Source organism: Corynebacterium marinum DSM 44953, assembly GCF_000835165.1.
Lineage (GTDB): Bacteria > Actinomycetota > Actinomycetes > Mycobacteriales > Mycobacteriaceae > Corynebacterium > Corynebacterium marinum.
On the sequence record NZ_CP007790.1, the window covers coordinates 2,173,752 to 2,189,225 of the forward strand.

At 67.3% G+C, this 15,474-nt stretch carries 14 protein-coding genes and 5 tRNA genes; 7 read left to right on the plus strand and 12 right to left on the minus strand.

The window, feature by feature from the left end; translation table 11 throughout:
• Positions 1-25: 25 nt before the first annotated feature.
• From B840_RS10290 to B840_RS10310, 5 genes are all read right to left on the minus strand, one after another.
• Positions 26-319 carry a GNAT family N-acetyltransferase gene (locus tag B840_RS10290; protein WP_042622050.1) on the minus strand — a complete coding sequence of 98 codons (294 nt, stop codon included), beginning with the start codon at positions 317-319 and terminating at the stop codon, positions 26-28.
• Positions 320-470: 151 nt separating this feature from the next.
• Positions 471-543 (minus strand) — tRNA-Phe (locus B840_RS10295).
• 27 nt (positions 544-570) lie between these two features.
• Positions 571-644: transfer RNA gene (locus tag B840_RS10300), tRNA-Asp, on the minus strand.
• Between the two features lie 177 nt (positions 645-821).
• A tRNA-Asp gene (locus tag B840_RS10305) sits at positions 822-895 on the minus strand.
• A gap of 27 nt (positions 896-922) precedes the next feature.
• Positions 923-995, minus strand: a tRNA-Glu gene (locus tag B840_RS10310).
• A gap of 158 nt (positions 996-1,153) precedes the next feature.
• Here B840_RS10310 and B840_RS10315 point away from each other — a divergent pair.
• Positions 1,154-1,498 carry a metal-sensitive transcriptional regulator gene (locus B840_RS10315; RefSeq protein WP_042622051.1) on the plus strand — a complete coding sequence of 115 codons (345 nt, stop codon included), beginning with the start codon at positions 1,154-1,156 and terminating at the stop codon, positions 1,496-1,498.
• Here the strand turns inward: B840_RS10315 and B840_RS10320 are convergent.
• The gene (locus tag B840_RS10320) at positions 1,495-1,800 is read right to left on the minus strand and encodes a hypothetical protein (RefSeq protein ID WP_052491173.1); all 306 of its coding nucleotides are present in this window, start codon (positions 1,798-1,800) and stop codon (positions 1,495-1,497) included. The genes B840_RS10315 and B840_RS10320 overlap by 4 nt on opposite strands.
• 76 nt (positions 1,801-1,876) lie before the next feature.
• On the opposite strand from B840_RS10320, the gene B840_RS10325 reads away from it, so the two are divergent.
• Positions 1,877-2,791 carry an ABC transporter ATP-binding protein gene (locus B840_RS10325; RefSeq protein WP_042622052.1) on the plus strand — a complete coding sequence of 305 codons (915 nt, stop codon included), beginning with the start codon at positions 1,877-1,879 and terminating at the stop codon, positions 2,789-2,791.
• Positions 2,788-4,428, plus strand: coding sequence for an ABC transporter permease (locus tag B840_RS10330; protein WP_042622053.1), 1,641 nt, complete (start codon positions 2,788-2,790; stop codon positions 4,426-4,428). Before B840_RS10325 ends, B840_RS10330 begins: the two co-directional genes overlap by 4 nt.
• A 33-nt stretch (positions 4,429-4,461) precedes the next feature.
• On the opposite strand, the gene B840_RS10335 is transcribed toward B840_RS10330, so the two are convergent.
• Positions 4,462-5,781 (minus strand): DUF2254 domain-containing protein, encoded by a 1,320-nt coding sequence (locus tag B840_RS10335; RefSeq protein WP_042622054.1) that lies wholly within the window; start codon positions 5,779-5,781, stop codon positions 4,462-4,464.
• A gap of 201 nt (positions 5,782-5,982) precedes the next feature.
• Positions 5,983-6,055, minus strand: a tRNA-Lys gene (locus B840_RS10340).
• Between the two features lie 194 nt (positions 6,056-6,249).
• On the opposite strand from B840_RS10340, the gene uriT reads away from it, so the two are divergent.
• Positions 6,250-7,719, plus strand: a complete 1,470-nt coding sequence (uriT, locus tag B840_RS10345) for a uridine transporter UriT (protein ID WP_042622055.1) — start codon at positions 6,250-6,252, stop codon at positions 7,717-7,719.
• Between the two features lie 6 nt (positions 7,720-7,725).
• Positions 7,726-8,670 (plus strand): uridine-preferring nucleoside hydrolase UriH, encoded by a 945-nt coding sequence (gene uriH / locus B840_RS10350; RefSeq protein ID WP_042622056.1) that lies wholly within the window; start codon positions 7,726-7,728, stop codon positions 8,668-8,670.
• 56 nt (positions 8,671-8,726) lie between these two features.
• Here the strand turns inward: uriH and B840_RS13715 are convergent, their stop codons facing one another.
• The 3 genes from B840_RS13715 to B840_RS10360 all read right to left on the minus strand — a co-directional run bounded on the left by B840_RS13715 (position 8,727) and on the right by B840_RS10360 (position 12,037).
• On the minus strand, positions 8,727-8,900 hold the full coding sequence (locus tag B840_RS13715; protein WP_169745278.1) for a hypothetical protein: 174 nt from the start codon (positions 8,898-8,900) through the stop codon (positions 8,727-8,729).
• A 12-nt stretch (positions 8,901-8,912) separates the two neighbouring features.
• Positions 8,913-10,367: an NAD(P)/FAD-dependent oxidoreductase gene (locus B840_RS10355; RefSeq protein ID WP_042622057.1), complete on the minus strand. Its 1,455-nt coding sequence runs from the start codon at positions 10,365-10,367 to the stop codon at positions 8,913-8,915.
• 167 nt (positions 10,368-10,534) lie between these two features.
• Complete coding sequence (locus B840_RS10360) at positions 10,535-12,037, minus strand: succinyl-CoA:acetate CoA-transferase ScpC (RefSeq protein ID WP_042622058.1); 1,503 nt, start codon at positions 12,035-12,037, stop codon at positions 10,535-10,537.
• 263 nt (positions 12,038-12,300) lie between these two features.
• Here B840_RS10360 and dusB point away from each other — a divergent pair, with 263 nt between their 5' ends.
• Positions 12,301-13,446 carry a tRNA dihydrouridine synthase DusB gene (gene dusB / locus B840_RS10365; protein WP_042622059.1) on the plus strand — a complete coding sequence of 382 codons (1,146 nt, stop codon included), beginning with the start codon at positions 12,301-12,303 and terminating at the stop codon, positions 13,444-13,446.
• A gap of 63 nt (positions 13,447-13,509) precedes the next feature.
• Complete coding sequence (gene phoU, locus B840_RS10370; RefSeq protein ID WP_042622060.1) at positions 13,510-14,247, plus strand: phosphate signaling complex protein PhoU; 738 nt, start codon at positions 13,510-13,512, stop codon at positions 14,245-14,247.
• On the opposite strand, the gene B840_RS10375 is transcribed toward phoU, so the two are convergent.
• Positions 14,244-15,392, minus strand: coding sequence for a cytochrome P450 (locus tag B840_RS10375; protein ID WP_042622061.1), 1,149 nt, complete (start codon positions 15,390-15,392; stop codon positions 14,244-14,246). The genes phoU and B840_RS10375 overlap by 4 nt on opposite strands.
• Positions 15,393-15,474: the final 82 nt, after the last annotated feature.

A 15,474-nucleotide genomic window follows, 5' to 3' on the forward strand; every position in this document is an offset into this window, starting at 1 on the left:
GGCGTCTCTCGACGTCCCAGCCGGCCTACTCGACGCAGATGGCGCGGTAATCCTCGTTCTTGTTGACGAAGTGCTCCACGGCCGAGCACGTCGTCCGCACGGAGGCGCCCTCGTCGCGCGCCCAGTCCAGCGCTGCCTTGATCAGTGGAGTGGACAGCCCCCGACCACGGAACGCCTGGTCGACCACGGTGTGGTTGAAGTCCAGCACGTTGCCCTCACGGGGAACATAGGACGCGTAGCCGGCCTCCCGGCCGTCCACGGCGATCTCGAAACGCTTCTTGCCCTCGTTGTGGGTGATGTCGAAGTTCTTGTCCGCCATGACGGGCGTCCTCCTCAAATAGTGACGATGTGATGTATCGAACAACCATTATGCCTTCACGACACCGGGTAGCGCACCACCTGGATTCACCCCCGCCCCCGCAGACGCAGAAAGCCCCTTCCCGGTGGATCACCGGGAAGGGGCTGAACTGTGGCCAGAGCCAGGATCGAACTGGCGACCTTCCACTTTTCAGGCGGACGCTCTACCGACTGAGCTATCTGGCCGAAGACTGTCGCAGAAGACAATCTCTGCGACCCTGACGGGACTTGAACCCGCGACCTCCGCCGTGACAGGGCGGCGCGCTAACCAACTGCGCCACAGGGCCTTGCTCCTGTGTGCTCCGGATTGCTCCGTTGCAACGAGATGTAACATTACACAGAGCCGAATAACAAAGACAAATCACCAGCTCAGGGAGCATTTTAGCGATCAGCCGAACATCTCGGCCGGGCATGCGGAAAGCCCCCGGCTGTTTCAGGGAAACAACCGGGGGCCTTGTCATCTGCGACCCTGACGGGACTTGAACCCGCGACCTCCGCCGTGACAGGGCGGCGCGCTAACCAACTGCGCCACAGGGCCAGATTTGTGTTGAGGATAAATCCTCAGTACCCCCAACGGGATTCGAACCCGTGTCGCCGCCGTGAAAGGGCGGTGTCCTAGGCCACTAGACGATGGGGGCCAGTCAAGTTCGCCAGAAACCCTCTGGGACATGCGACTGACAAGAAGATTACTTCATTATCCCCGTTGCGCAAAAACCGCTGGCCCCGGCATGTTTCAGAGGGCAGTCCTGATCTAGGCTGAGAAGCAGTAGGACGATTCGAGGACAGGCGGGAAATCATGAGCACCGGAGAGCACGACCAGAACACCGACCAGGAGAGCTGCTCCTGCCATGAGCCGAATGTCCACGGCTACAACGAGAACAAGGCGAAATACCTGGCCCGCCTGAAGCGGATCGAGGGGCAGACCCGCGGCATCCACCGGATGATCGACGAGGACCAGTACTGCATCGACATCCTCACGCAGGTCTCCGCCGTGACGTCCGCCCTGGAGAACGTCGCCCTGGCACTCCTGCAGGACCACATCTCCCACTGCGTCGCCGGGGCCGCCAAGGTGGACGGGGAGGCCGCGGAGGCGAAGATTCAGGAGGCGATGAAGGCCATCCAGAAAATGGTCAAATCCTAGAGCTCCCGGGGCACCGGCAGACGCCCCCGGTTCGCCGCCACCCAGCGGTAGGCCGCACCCCAGACCCGGTCGAGGGGCCGCAGGCACAGCACCCGGCCGGCGAACCGGACCCACGGATCCCGGCCGCCGACGGCCAGGGCGCGCCCGATGGCGCGGTGACCCAGTTCGTCGACGCCCCCGGCGCGGAAGACGGCGTGGTGCCGCAGCGGGAGCGGGGCGACGTCGATAAGCGGGGCGAGCCGGGCGAGTCTTCCCGCGGCGGCGCGGCAGAAGGTGCAGTCGCGGTCGTAGAAGAAGATCATATTCCTCAACGCTACGCCTGCGTGGCCGGGAGATCCTAGGCTGGAGGTGGCTTCGTCTCCCGCGGAAGGACACGGCATGGACAACTCTCCCGATCTCGCCATCGAGGCGGCTGGACTGGGCAAGACCTTCGGGCACGTACACGCACTCGACCAGCTGGATCTGAACGTGAGAACCGGTGAAGTGCACGGTTTCCTCGGGCCGAACGGCTCGGGAAAATCGACGGCGATCCGTATCCTGCTGGGAATTCTGCGCCGCGACGCCGGCTCCGTGCGGGTCCTGGGGCAGGACCCCTGGCGCGACGCGGTGCGGCTGCACCGCCGCATGGCCTACGTGCCCGGCGATGTCGAGTTGTGGCCCAACCTGACCGGCGGCGAGGCCATCGACCTTCTCGCGCGGCTGCGGGGGAGGATCGACGTGAAACGCCGCGACGAGCTCATCGAACGTTTCGACCTCGACCCCCGCCGGAAGGGCCGCACCTACTCCAAGGGAAACCGGCAGAAGGTGGCGCTGATCTCCGCGCTCGCCTCGGATGCGGAGCTGCTGCTCCTCGACGAGCCCACCGCAGGCCTGGACCCCCTCATGGAGGCCACATTCCAGGAGGTGATCCGCGAGGCGAAAGACCGCGGCCACACGGTCCTGCTGTCCAGCCACATCCTCGCCCAGGTGGAGGCGCTGGCCGACCGGATCTCCATCATCCGCAAGGGCCGGATCGTCGAATCGGGGACGCTGCTGGACATGCGGCACCTCAGCCGGACCGTGGTCACGGCGCTCACGGACCGCCCCACCGGGGAGCTCGTCAAGCACGAGGGCATCCACAACGCCCACCGCGAGGGCGACCAGGTGCGTTTCGACGTCGATACCGCTCACCTGCCCGAGGTGATGAGCATCCTCTCGGCTCTCGGCGTCCGCGCGATCACCGCCACTCCACCGTCGCTGGAAAGGCTGCTGCTGCGCCACTACGGTGACCATCCCGCAGAGGCGGAGCAGTGACTGCGACGACCTCCCGGCAGACCGGGGCCTTCACCGGCACAGGCATCCTCCTGCGCTTCATGCTCCGCCGCGACAGGTGGCGCCTGCCCGCGTGGGTGCTCGGGCTGACCCTGCTCATGGTGTACTTCTCCACCGCCCTGGGCACCGTCCTCGACGAAGCGAGCCTGGCCGGCATGGCGCAGCTGGCGAGAAGCCCCGTCACGGCCCTGGTCGGCGGCCCCGGGTACGGCTTCGACGCGATCACGGTGCCCCGCTTCCTCGCCGGACTCTACGGCACGTACCTCATGCTCGGCGCCGCGTTCATGTCCATGCTCACCATCTCCCGTCACACCCGCGCGGAGGAGCAGAGCGGCCGGGCTGAGCTCGTACTGGCCGGCGCCGTCGGCCGCCACGCCCAGCCGACCGCCGCGCTCGTTCTCGCGGTGTTCATGAACCTCCTCATGGCCCTCCTCATGACCGGGGTGGTCCTCACCGCGCCGCTCGATCCCGCCCCGGAACCCGCGCCCACGATCCTGTTCACCGCCAGTATCGCGGCGGTGGGGATCGCTTTCGCCGGGGTGTCCACCGCGACCGCGCAGTTGTCGCCCTTCTCCCGGACCTGCACGGGCCTCGCAGGCACCGTGCTGGCGGTGTCCTTCATCGTCCGGGGTCTCGGCGACATGTCGCGGGTGCAGGACGGCCGCCTGGCGTGGTTGTCCTGGCTCTCCCCCATCGGTTGGGCGCAGCAGACCGCACCCTACACACTCGACCGCTGGTGGCCGCTCCTCCTTCCGCTGCTCTTCGCCGGCTTCACGGCAGGGCTGGGCTTCCGCCTGCGCTCCCGGCGCGACCTGGGTGCCGGCGTCGTCGCCGACCGACCCGGCAACGACCGTGCGCCGACCTGGCTGGGTTCGCCGCTCGCGCTGGCCTGGCGGCTCCAGCGGGGCACGCTCATCGGCTGGTCCGGGGCTTTCCTCGTCGCCGGCCTGGTCTTCGGCGCGTTCACGCAGACCATCACCGACACCGCCGGGGACATGCCCCCCGAGATTCTCGCGGTCATGGGCGGCGCCACTGCCATCACCGAGGGTTACCTCGGCTTCATGGGAATCTACTTCGCGGTCATGCTCAGCGTCTACGGCATCCTCGCGGTCACGTCGCTGCGGGGGGAGGAAACCTCCTACCGCTCTGAACCGGTCCTCGCCGCGGCGGTCGGAAGGGTCGGGTGGGTCCTCTCCTGGGTCGCGGTCGCCGCTGCCGGGGCCCTGTGGTTGAGCGTGCTCGCGGGAATCGCAGAGGGACTGGGTGCCGTGCTCGTGACGGCGGACTGGTCCCTGTTCCTGCCCACCGTTCTCGGCCACGGCGTCCAGTTCGCGCCCGTGTGGTTGTTCATCGGCCTCGCCGCCGCGTTCTACGGCCTGGTCCCCCGCCTGGTGGGTCTCGTGTGGCTCGTGTTCATCGCCGGCAGCGTGCTCAGCATGTTCGGCCGGATGCTCCAGCTCAGCCAGACATGGCTGAACCTCTCCCCCTTCGAGCACGTCGGCCAGCACCCGGCCACCGAGGTCGCCTGGGCCGGGGTGGGGTTGTTGGCGGGCGGCGGCGTCATTCTGGCGCTGCTCGGCGCCCTCGCTTTCCGACGCCGCGACCTGACCGCCGTCTGATCCCCGGGGATCCTGCGGCCGCTGCCCCACCGCTCATCCTTGCGGGGATTTCCCCTCCAGGACCGGATCCTCGTCCAGCAACCCGCGGGCCCGGTCAAGGGTAGGCCGGATGCTGTCGGTGGCGACCGTCGCCAGGTCCTCGACCATGTCGCTGAGCAGAGCGGGGATCAACGCGGACTCCGAGCCGTAGAAGTGGATCTCCCGGATGACCTCGTCGAGCATGTCCGCCACGCGTTGCGGCTGGTGCACGACACGGACCCTGCCGTCATCATCGGCGATGTAGGGGCTGGGTTCGACGACAGTGACCAGGTACCGGAAGATACGGTGGATTTCCTGGACGCACTGGGCGGCGGTGGCGGGGTCGTTGATGCCGGGGGACAGCGCGCGGTCGGCGATGTCGACAAGCTGCCGGAATCCGAACGCCACGTCCTGCTGGAGTTCCCGCTCCGTCCGCACCTCGACAGTCGAACGCAGGGAACGCCGGTCCCCGTCATCGAGCTCCCCGTCCCACCAGACCCGCAACAGCGGCTGGCCGTCCACCAGGAAATCCCCCACCTGCCGGTCAACGGTGACCACGGCGTCGTTCTCGACCGCCCACGCGACCAGCTTCTTGTAGTCGACCCACACCAGCGAGCCGTGGCTGTCCGCCCGGGCCTCCTCCCGGGGGTCGCCTGGCCGCGGCGACCATCCCGGCCCCTGGACCGGGCCCGCGTCCTGGCCCCGTGCCGGGTAGAGCCGCTCCGCCAGCTGCATCGTCTCCTCCCCGATCTCGGAGATGGCGTTGGCCACCTGCATCGACGAGGTGATGAGTCGGATGAAGGCCAGGAAAAACCCCAGGCACCCCAGGACCAGCAGGAATGCGACAGACACTGAAGCGCGGGGAACGAATCCGGTGATGTCCTCCTCGTCGCTCCACACGTACCGGATGACGGTGAGCGAGAACACGAACGTCCCCAGGAATATCCCCAGGGTGGCCTGCACGATCCGGTTGCGGAGGAAACCGTTGAGCATGCGGGGGCTGAACTGGCTGCTCACCAGCTGCAGAACGACCAGCGTGATGGAGAAGATGAGGCCGGTCACCGAGATCGTGGAGGACGAGATGGTGCCCAGCACCTCGCGGGCGGCGTCCGGGCCTCCCTCGAACACGAACTCCAGGGCAGGCTCGGACAGTCCCCGCTCCCAGGTGGGCATGAGGAAACCCAGGACGAGAGCGGCAGCGACGCTGACCGCCGGAATCGCCCAGAAAGGCCGCCAGAGCTGGTCCCACCTCGTCTCGCGCGGTATGTCCGGGACCGAACCGCGGATCCGGAAACTCTGGGAGGTGCCTTCGCTGCCTTCGTCATGAGTGGTCACAGTGCAATTGTGGCATTGATCAAGCCGGTGCGGAGGGGTGCCCGCCCGGCTGATCCGTTTCGACCCCCGCAAACCTCCCGGACAGGCTGATCCGCTGTACTACGGGGGAACGAAATGACAGCACCCGCGATGCGGAAAGGGTCTCCCACCGGCAACGGTGGGAGACCCTGACTGGAAAGCATGCCCTCAGGCATGACACGGTGGGCCCCGTGGGGCTCGAACCCACGACCTGCGGATTAAAAGTCCGTAGCTCTACCAACTGAGCTAGAGGCCCGTGACAGAGATAGTAGTGCGCGGAACCCCGCTAGGGGAAACCGGCAGGCGGACAGGCGTTCCACGGAATGGGGTGCGAATGTGTGGCGCCGGATGCCCCGGCGGAGGATAATCAGGTCATCCCCTTTCAACTCGGCCGGTATAACCTGTGGAAGCCGCGCGGGCTTCGGCCACGTATCCCAAGGCGGTGCCTGCATGTCCCAGGTCCTGGAAGTTCGCCGAGCGCCCGCATCAGAGGTGATCCCCCTGGTGCTGGCGTTGCTGGTGGCGGTGTTCGCCTTCCAGCTCAACGCTTCGATGCTGTCCCCCGCGCTGGCCACGATGGAACGCGAACTGGCGGCCACGTCCGCCCAGATCGGGCTGACCCAGACCGCCTTCTTCACGGCGGCGGCCCTGTTCTCCCTGTTCCTGCCGCGGTGGGGCGACCTGGTGGGCCGCCGGAAAGTCCTGGTCGGGATGATGGCGCTGACCGCCGTCGGCTGTGTGGTGTCGGCCCTCGCGCCGAACGCGACGATCCTTTTCCTCGGCCGCGTGATCCAGGGCGTCGCAGGTCCGACCGTCCCCCTGACCCTGATCATGCTGCGCCAGCAGATCCCCAACGAGAAGCAGTACGGGCTGCTCATGGGCATCATCACCTCCGTCAACGGCGGCATCGGCGGCGTTGACGCTCTGCTCGGCGGCTGGCTGGCGGGCAACTTCGGTTTCCGTTCCATCTTCTGGGTCATGGCTGGGGTGTGCGTGGTCTCCGTGGTGACTGTGCAGCTCTTCACGCGTGAGTCCACCGCGGAGATCACCCCGCCCATGGACTGGAAGGGGGTGGCGCCGCTGGCGATCGCCATCGGAGCGCTGCTCACCGCCTTCAATGAGGCGGGCAAGCTGGGCGACGCCAACTGGCTGCTTTTCGGTGTGCTCGTTGCCGTGGGCGCGGCCGGGATCGTCGCCTTCTGGAACATCGAGAAGCGGCAGAAACACCCCCTGGTGACGGTGGAGTACATGAAGCAGCGCCGCACCTGGACGCTGCTGTTGACCACCCTGCTCACCATGACCGGCGTCTTTGCCGTGATGAACGGCCTCATCCCTAACCTCGGGCAGGACGTGGAGAACGGTGCCGGCCTGAGCGCGGATGTGGTGTCCTGGTACACCCTGACCCCGTACGCGCTGGCAGGCCTGGTGATGGGGCCGGTAGCCGGAACCCTGGCCGCCAAGCTCGGCTACAAACGCATCCTGCAGATCGGCCTGCTCGGCAGCACTCTCGGCCTGCTCGCCGCGATCTTCATCGCCGACGGCCCCAACCGCTGGGTCCTGCTGGCCATCTCGCTGTTCATCGGCGTCACCTACGCCGGTATCGCCAACATCATGCTCAACGGCCTGGGGGTGGTCCTCAGCCCCGCGGACAACCAGGGCTACCTACCCGGCATGAACGCCGGCGCCTTCAACCTCGGTGCAGGCATCAGCTTCGCCATTCTCTTCGCGGTGGCCACCATCTTCGCCGACAGCGGCGGCGGTTACGCCGCGGGCATCACCGCCGGAGCGGTGATCGTGGGCCTGGCCTTCCTCTGCTCCTTCCTGATCCCAGACCCCGAGAGCATCACCGACACCCTCGCAGCCAAGGCGAAGGCCACCGCTGCTGCGGCCGCCACCCGACCCGTCTCACCCAAGGAGTAACACCTCATGGCACGAAAGATCATCCTCGACTGCGATCCCGGCCACGACGACGCCGTCGCCATCCTGCTGGCCGCCGGCAACCCCGGGATCGAGCTGCTCGGCATCACCACCATCGGCGGCAACCAGACGCTGGAGAAGGTCACCTTCAACGCCCGGCAGGTGTGCACCGTCGCCGGGCTGGCGGACGTTCCGCTCCACGCCGGGACGACCCGGCCGCTGGTGCGCCCGGTGGAGGTAGCCGAAGGCATCCACGGCGACACCGGCATGGAGATCCACGACTATGAACTCCCCCAGCCCACCGTCGGGGTAGCCGAGGGCCATGCGGTGGATTTCATCATCGACACGGTGATGGCCCACGAACCGGGCACCGTCACCCTGGTGCCCACCGGCCCTCTGACCAACATCGCCCTCGCCGTCCGGAAAGAACCGCGCATCGTCGAGCGGGTGGCGGAGATCGTGCTCATGGGCGGCGGATACCACGTGGGCAACTGGTCCGCGGTCGCCGAATTCAACATCAAGATCGACCCCGAGGCCGCCCACATCGTCTTCAACGAGCCATGGCCCGTGACGATGGTCGGCCTGGACCTGACCCACCAGGCCCTGGCCACCGACGAGATCGAGGCGGAGATCAAGGCGCTGGGCACCGACCTCGCCGACTTCGTGGTCGCCCTGTTCGGGGCGTTCCGCAAGAACTACCAGGACGCCCAGGGCTTCGAGCATCCGCCGGTGCACGACCCGTGCGCGGTGGCCTATCTGATCGACCCCTCGGTGGTCTCCGTGCGGAAGGTGCCGGTGGACATCGAACTCACCGGCACTCTGACCCTCGGGATGACGGTGGCGGATTTCCGCGACCCGGCACCGGAGGACTGCCACACTCAGGTGGCGGTGGACCTCGACCACCGGAAGTTCTGGGACCTCGTCATCGACGCGATCCGGGCAGTCTCCAAGTAACCCCGCCCGAGGGCCCCGCCTGAAGGTGCCCGCCCGCAGGCGGGCACCCGGCCGGTCTAATGCTTGCTGAACGCCAGACGGGCCATCCGCAGGTTGTTGGCCACGAAACGGGTGAACTGGTACGGGATGTTGCGCCGGGAACGCAGGGTCGCCTCCGTCGGCAGGGGAGCCTTGCTGAAGTCGGAGACCGGCAGCTGCGGGTTCCGCTCGAGATCTGGAATGGTGCTCATGGTTGTCCCTTCTTATTCCGGGATGAGATGCCAGCCGGGCAACGCCTTGGCCTTGTAGATGAACATGTAGTGCAGCGCCAGCTTGGTCCAGTGCCCGGACAATCCGATCTCGCCGCGGGTGTACCTGAGGTCCCGGCCGGTGGGGAAACGCTCCTTGTCCGGCACGACCGGCACCATGACCATGGCGGCGGCCGAACCCGTGCGCAGGTCTGCGCCGGCGGACGCCACGCAGGCCGCGCCGAGTTTCGCCAGCGACGCCTCGTGGGGTTTCGCCTGGTCCCCCAGCCGGATCCGGTCGAGGATCGTCAGTGCGACGGCCTTGCCCATCTCGCCGGAGGGCTGGCCCGTGCGCGGGGGCGACGGGGTGATGACGGTTCCGTTCGCGGACTTCCTCGGCGTGGAGATCTGGTGCGGCGGCGCGAAAGCGATGCCCACCGCCCAGATGTTGTCCCGGCCGGGCACCTGGTACGTCGACGGCCAGTCGGCGGCCCGCCATTGGTCGTAGGGCTTGCCGGAGTAGTCGGCGTCCACCTTCATCAGGCCGTTGGGGGCGAACATCGTGTCGCTGATGTCCGTGCCGTCCGGGGCGAAGGCCTTGAGCCCGACGCCGCCGAAGGGCGGCAGCAGCATGGCGAAATCGAAATTGAGGGTGTGATGCTTGCCGTCGAGGGTCTCGAAGTGGACGGCCCCGGGCTCCACCTTCTCCACGTGAGCGCCGACGATGGCCTCGACCCCGCGCTCCCGGAACAGGGATTCGGTCCACAGTTTCGAGGTTGTCTCGTAACCGCTCTGTTTGAACACCATGCCGCCGACCCCGAAGTCGCCGAGGTCGGCCTCGTTGGTGAGGTAGATCAGCCGGGCCTTGTCCCGGACGCCGGCGGCGCGCAGCTCGTGGTCGACGTTGAACACGTACTCGAACGCGGCGCCCTCGCACGTGCAGATACCGTGCCCCATGCCGACCACCAGGGTGCGCTCGGCTCCCTGCTTCATTTCCTCGATGACGCGCTTGAGTTCCTCGGCCGTGTGGACCGCGTGGTCCGCGGTGCACACCGACAGGGAGTTGCCTTCCGGGCCGAGGCCCGGGGTCATGCCGAACTTCAGCTGCGGGCCGGTGGCGTTGATCAGGAAGTCGTAGCGGATCCGCTGCGTCTGCCCCGCGCGGCCCGGTTCGGTGAACTCGATGTCCACTCCCGGGCGCTGATCGGTCTCGTCGCCGTCCGGCCAGATGGCGGTCGCTTTCGCCTGGTGGAAGGTCACCCCGAGCCGGCGGTAGACGGGTGCCAGCTTGAACAGCACCTTCTTCGCTTTCATCCGGCCGACCCCGACCCAGATGTTGCTGGGAATCCAGTTCCAGTCGGCGTTCGGGGAGACGACCGTGATGGTGGAGCCGGGGGGAAGTTTCCGGCTGAGATGGAGGGCCGCGGTGTGCCCGGAGATACCCGCGCCCAGGATGACAATGTCCGCCATGATGGCTCCTGTCGGTGAAGCTGGGAAGTAGAAGTGTCTCTACCGTCAGCATATGCCCGCAGGGGTATCAAAGGGAGGCGTTCGCTTGTCACAGTTCGGTCCCGGGAAAAACGGCCGCCCCTCCGGCGCTGTGCGCGGGAGGGGCGGGGACGTCGAGAAGCGGCGGACTACTTCTTCATCGAGCCGGTCTCGAGGAGACGCTCGTGGAAGGACAGCGCGGTCGCGAGGTCGTGCGGGGTGTGGTGGAACTTGGACTTGTTCGCGCGCTCGACGTACTCCTCGAGCAGCGGACGGTAGTCCGGGTGCGCCACGGCGATCATCTTGGCGACGCGGTCGCGCGGAGCCAGGCCGCGCAGGTCGGCGACACCGTACTCGGTGATGACGACCATGGCGTCATGCTCGGTGTGATCGATGTGGGAGGCGAAGGGGACGACGGCGGAGATTGCGCCACCCTTGGCGTCCGACGGTGAGATGAAGGTGGAGATGCGGGCGTTGCGGGTGAAGTCGCCGGAACCGCCGATGCCGTTCATGATGCGCTGGCCGGCGACGTGGGTGGAGTTGATGTTGCCGTAGATGTCGGCCTCGATCATGCCGTTGGAGGAGATCAGGCCCACGCGGCGGATGACCTCCGGGTGGTTGGACACCTGCAGCGGGCGGGTGATGATGTGCTTGCGGTAGCGCTTGGCCTCCGCGTTCATCTTCTCCGCGTACTCCGGGGACAGCGAGAAGGAGGTGGCGGACGCGACGGTCATCTTGCCGGCGTCGATCAGGTCGACCATGCCGTCCTGGATGACCTCAGTGTATGCCTCGATGTTCTCGAACTTGGAGTCCAGCAGGCCTGCCATCACGGCGTTCGGGACGTTGCCCACGCCGGACTGCATGACGTAGTTGTCGTACGCCAGGCGGCCGCCCTGGACCTCGCCCTCCAGGAAGTCGAGGAAGTAGCCGGCGATCTTCTGGGACTGCTCGTCCACCGGCTTGAAGGGGGCGTTGCGGTCCGGGGCGTCGGTCTCGACGACGGCGACGACCTTGGTCACGTCGATGTCGATGTAGGTGTTGCCGATACGGTCGCCGGTGTGGACGATCGGGATCGGCGTACGGTTCGGCAGGTGACCGATGCGGTGGATGTCGGCCATGCCCTCAAGGTCGAGGGACTGCCAGGAGTTAACCTCGATGATGATCTTCTCGGCCGCGTCCAGGTAATCGACGTTGTTACCGACGCCGGAGGACGGGATCAGGTGCCCCTCCTCGGTGATGCGGGTGACCTCGACGATGGCGACGTCCATCTTGCCGTAGAAGCCGTGCTCCACGTACTGGCCGGAGTGGGACAGGTGGATGTCCTGGTACTTCATCTCGCCGGCGTTGATGGCGTTACGCATGATCGGGTCGGACTGGTAGGGCATGCGGTAGTTGATCGCGCCGGCCTCGGCCATGACGCCGTCACAGTCCGGTGCGGTGGAGGCGCCGGTGAAGACGTCGATCTTGTAGGAGTCGCCCTTCGCCTGCGCTTCCTTGGCGCGGTTGGCGATCGCGGTCGGCAGCGCCTTCGGGTAGGCGGCGCCGGTGAAGCCGGACATGCCGACCTTGTCGCCGTTGTCGATGAGCTGGGCTGCCTCATCGGCGGACATGACCTTGCCGCGCAGAAGTGCGTTGGCGATCCGATCGGACATGAAGTACCTCCTGATTATCGGGCCACCACATGGGTGTGTCCCGCAGTGTCTGAATGCGTAGTTCGGCTGGCTCCAACCTCGACTGTCGGTGTCGGATCGGTTACATCCAAGCCATCTAGTTACGGTGACCACATTAGCGGATCTCGCGTGCCCCCGCGGAAATGTGTGTACCTGTGTTAATGCTACGTCACCAGCTGCGGGAATCGCCGGAGGTCGCCCGCCGCAGTTTGGGCGCAACCACCCCCACGGGGGAGAATGAGGGGGTGACTGTGAAGATCGGATCCCTGACGCTCAATTCCCCTGTGGTGCTCGCCCCGATGGCAGGCGTGACCAACGTGGCGTTCCGCACCCTGTGCCGCGAGCAGGAGATCGAGAAGACGGGCACCGTCTCCGGCCTCTACGTCTGCGAGATGATCACTGCCCGCGCACTGGTCGAGCGCAACGAGAAGACCCTCCACATGACCACCTTCGCCCCGGACGAGAACCCGCGCAGCATGCAGCTGTACACCACGGACCCGGAGTACACGTACAAGGCGGCGAAGATGATCGTCGACGAGAACCTGGCCGACCACATCGACATGAACTTCGGCTGCCCCGTCCCGAAGGTGACCCGCAAGGGCGGCGGCTCTGCCATCCCCTACAAGCGCCGCTTATTCGGAAACATCGTCGCCGCAGCGGTGAAGGCCACCGAGGGCACCGACATCCCCGTGACCGTCAAATTCCGCGTCGGCATTGACGACGAGCACCATACCCATCTCGACGCCGGGCGCATCGCCGTCGACGAGGGTGCGGCCGCCGTCGCGCTGCACGCCCGCACCGCCGCGCAGCGTTACTCGGGCGACGCCGACTGGTCGGAGATCGCCCGGCTGGTCGAGCACCTCGACGGCTCCGGCATCCCCGTGCTGGGCAACGGCGACATCTTCGCCGCCGGCGACGCCCGCCGGATGATGGACGCCACAGGCTGCGACGGCGTCGTCGTCGGCCGAGGCTGCCTGGGCCGACCGTGGCTCTTCGCCGAACTCTCGGCCGAACTGCGGGGCGAGGCACTTCCCCCGGCTCCGAACCTGGGCGAGGTCACCCGCATCATCGTCCGCCACGCCGAGCTGCTCGCCGAGCACGACGGCGAGGCCCACGCCAGCCGAGACCTCCGCAAACACATGGGCTGGTACCTCCGCGGCTTTCCCGTCGGCGGCGAACTCCGCGCCAACCTGGCGCGGATCTCCAGCCTGGCGGAGCTCCGGGAGCAGCTCACCCCGTGGGCCGATTCGGAGTTGACGGCGGAGGATTCCGACGGTGCCCGCGGCCGCCAGGGTTCCCCATCCAAGGTCGCCCTCCCCGAGGGCTGGCTCGACGACCCGGAGGACGCCACAGTCCCCGTCGGCGCGGAAATCATGCACTCCGGGGGGTGACTGCCGGCCGGTTTCCGGCGGTCGGGCAAGCAGCTCTGCAGCGGTCATCTTATGATGGGACCCATGCGTATCGCCTACCGTGAACACCTGGACAATTTCGCCCACGATCTCATCGTGATGTGCGACACGGTGCGCTCTATCATGACCAACGCGTCAGAGGCACTGCTCAACGCTTCGCTCGAGCCGGCCGAGGACGCCATCGCCAGCGCGGACAGCCTGAACGAGATCAAGCTGCGCTGCGAGGACCGCGCCGTCGAACTGCTCGCCCTGGAAGGTCCCCTCGCGCGGGATCTCCGGCAGGTGGTCTCCTCGATCTACATCGTCGAGGATTTCGCCCGGATGGGGGCCCTGGCAGTGCACATCGCCAAGTCTGCCCGCCGCCGTCACCCGGAGCACACCCTCCCGACGCCCCTGCAGGGCTACTTCGAGGAACTGGCCCGGCTGGTCAACGAGATGGGCGAGAAGACCCGCGACATCCTCGTCGACCCGAACGCGGACGTGGCCATCGTTTTGAACGCGGACGATGACGCGGTCGATGACCTCCACAGCTACATCCTCACCACCCTCACCCAGCGGGACTGGCCCCACTCCACACGCGAGGCCGTGGACGTGTCCCTCCTGGCGCGTTTCTACGAGCGTTACGCCGACCACTGCGTCAACGTGGCCGCCCGCATCGTGTACCTCTCCTCGGGGTTGAGCCCCGACGAGTACGCCCGGAAGAAGGAACGCGACCGCGAGGACGCCGACGTCGCAGCCCGCTTCGCCGAGCTGGAGCGCCAGTTCTCCCGCCGCGGGGACTAGCGGCGTTCCAGTTCCACCGGGAGGCTGTGCCACCCGCCGACCGGGTGCACGGAGCGGACTGCGGGGTCCGCAGACGGTGCTACCGCCGCCAAGGCGAGCAGCTCCTCGACCAGCGCCTGCAGCTCCAGCATGGACAGCGCCTTGCCCGGGCAGTAGTGGGGGCCTGTCCCCCACACCAGGTTGTGCGCGGCGTTGCCCACCGGGTCGAAGCCGTCCGGATCGGGGAACCTCGCCGGATCCCGGTTGGCGGCCGTCCAGTGGATGCGCACGCGCTGCCCCTCGGGCAGCTCCACCCCGCCCACCGTCACAGGGCAGGTGGTCACCCGGCGGTTGCTCACGAAAGGGTTGTCGCGCCGCAGCAGCTCATCGGCGATGGCGGTGAACTCGGTGCGGGAGACACCCTTCCGCAGCCGTTCCTGCAGCGCGGGGTCCTGCGCGAGGCCCCGGAGGATCACGCCGATGCTCAGCGCCATCGAGCCGAGGTCGCCGCCCGTCCAGTTGCGCAGAACAGAGACGATCTCCGGGAACTCCAGGGTCCGGCCCAGGCTGGTGTCGTGCACGAGTTCGGCGGTCACGTCGTCGAAGGCGTCCGGTTCCTCCTGCCGGGGGCGAACGACCTCGCCGATGATCTCGTCGAACTCCGCCGCGACAGCTGCGGTGCGGGCCGGATCCCCCGAGCGGGTGGCCCGGGAGTTGGCCACCACCCAGCCGATGAGCCTGTCCTCGAGTTCATCCGGCCAGCCCAGCCACTCGGTCATCGCCCGCACAGCGAAACGCGCACCGATGTCGAAGACCGCGTCCACCCGGCCGTTGTCGCCGGCGAGGCCCTGCTCGACGACCTCCCGGGCGATGCGTCGGAAAGCTTCCCCGTGCCTGTCGACGACCGCGGGCGCCAGGTAGGCGTCGATCAACGCGCGGTACCGCGCGTGCTCCTCCCCGTCGAGCCCGTTGGGGAGCTGGAGGTGCGCGGAAACCCCGGAACTGAACTGCTCCGGACTGGTCGCCACCTCCACCACTTCCGCGTGCCCGGCCACCAGCACCTCCCCGGAGGAGGTGCGCGCGACGGGGCAGCGCTGCGGGGACGGAGAGGCGAGAAGCTCGTTGCCGAACTCGCGGGGATCTCTGCCATTCGGGTCAACAATCACGTCTGTTCCTCTTCCTCCATCGGGGTCTGCATTCCTCCCCCAGCCTAAGACGACGGGCCCCCGACGCGCAGTGTGCGTCGGG

Excerpts from the sequence above, each read along its gene's own strand:
- B840_RS10355 (WP_042622057.1), bottom strand. The coding sequence starts at position 10,367 with ATGGCGGACATTGTCATCCTGGGCGCGGGTATCTCCGGGCACACCGCG.
- phoU (WP_042622060.1), top strand. The coding sequence starts at position 13,510 with ATGCGTATCGCCTACCGTGAACACCTGGACAATTTCGCCCACGATCTC.
- B840_RS10290 (WP_042622050.1), bottom strand. The coding sequence starts at position 319 with ATGGCGGACAAGAACTTCGACATCACCCACAACGAGGGCAAGAAGCGT.
- B840_RS10325 (WP_042622052.1), top strand. The coding sequence starts at position 1,877 with ATGGACAACTCTCCCGATCTCGCCATCGAGGCGGCTGGACTGGGCAAG.
- B840_RS10315 (WP_042622051.1), top strand. The coding sequence starts at position 1,154 with ATGAGCACCGGAGAGCACGACCAGAACACCGACCAGGAGAGCTGCTCC.
- uriH (WP_042622056.1), top strand. The coding sequence starts at position 7,726 with ATGGCACGAAAGATCATCCTCGACTGCGATCCCGGCCACGACGACGCC.
- B840_RS10360 (WP_042622058.1), bottom strand. The coding sequence starts at position 12,037 with ATGTCCGATCGGATCGCCAACGCACTTCTGCGCGGCAAGGTCATGTCC.
- B840_RS13715 (WP_169745278.1), bottom strand. The coding sequence starts at position 8,900 with ATGAGCACCATTCCAGATCTCGAGCGGAACCCGCAGCTGCCGGTCTCC.
- B840_RS10320 (WP_052491173.1), bottom strand. The coding sequence starts at position 1,800 with ATGATCTTCTTCTACGACCGCGACTGCACCTTCTGCCGCGCCGCCGCG.
- uriT (WP_042622055.1), top strand. The coding sequence starts at position 6,250 with ATGTCCCAGGTCCTGGAAGTTCGCCGAGCGCCCGCATCAGAGGTGATC.